The sequence below is a fragment of the Bartonella sp. CL71SXKL genome, from assembly GCF_042194935.1.
Lineage (GTDB): Bacteria > Pseudomonadota > Alphaproteobacteria > Rhizobiales > Rhizobiaceae > Bartonella.
Genome location: NZ_JBHINI010000103.1, coordinates 1 through 791, shown reverse-complemented (window position 1 = coordinate 791; position 791 = coordinate 1). Strand labels below are relative to the sequence as shown.

1 pseudogene is annotated in these 791 nt (G+C 40.8%); it reads left to right on the top strand.

Annotation, left to right across the window (positions count from 1 at the left end):
• Positions 1 to 791, top strand: a pseudogene (locus tag ACFILA_RS09710) (hypothetical protein); the annotation flags it as partial.

The following is a 791-nucleotide window of genomic DNA, read 5'->3' as shown; positions in this document are numbered from 1 at the left end:
GAGGAAAAGGTTTACAATAGTGTAGCGGAAGCATTTGCTGGTGTTGCGAGTTCTATCACGAATGTTCATAATGATGTGACGAATGTAGTGAGTGATAGCCTTGCCAAGCAGGATGATGATACGAAGGTTATTACTATTGGGAAAGAAGTAGAAGGTACAGAACTCAATATTGCCAACAGTAAGAAAGAAGAAAGGATTCTTTCTGGTGTTAAGGCAGGAGTGCTTTCAGCAGAATCGACAGAAGTTGTAAATGGCTCTCAGTTATTTGCGACTAATAAAAATGTTACGACAGTGACTACCAGTCTAGACAGTGTTTCTAAAAATACATCGAGCTATTTAGGTGGTGGTGCTGATGTGCTTGTAGGTAATCTTCCGACGTATGTTGTTGGTGGTCAGTCATATCATGATGTTGGTTCAGCCTTTAGCGGTGTTGATACATCGCTGACAGATCTTCATAATGAGCTTTCTAAGAACAGCAATGAACTTACGCAGACCATTGAGCAGAATGCTTTGTTGTGGAACGATGACGCGCATGCCTTTGTGGCGCGTCATGTAAAGAACAAAGAGAAAGATGGTCAAGTTATAGCGGAACAAGAAAACAGCAAATTGAAGTTTCTATTAGATGGAGAAGTTTCTAAAGGTTCAACAGAAGCGATCACGGGCAATCAGCTTTATTCAATGAATCAGACATTTGCGACCTATTTTGGTGGAGGGGCAGGTTATGATAAAGATGGACAATGGAAAGCACCAAGTTTTGTGATCAAGAAAGTTGATGCGGAAGGTAAAGAAAG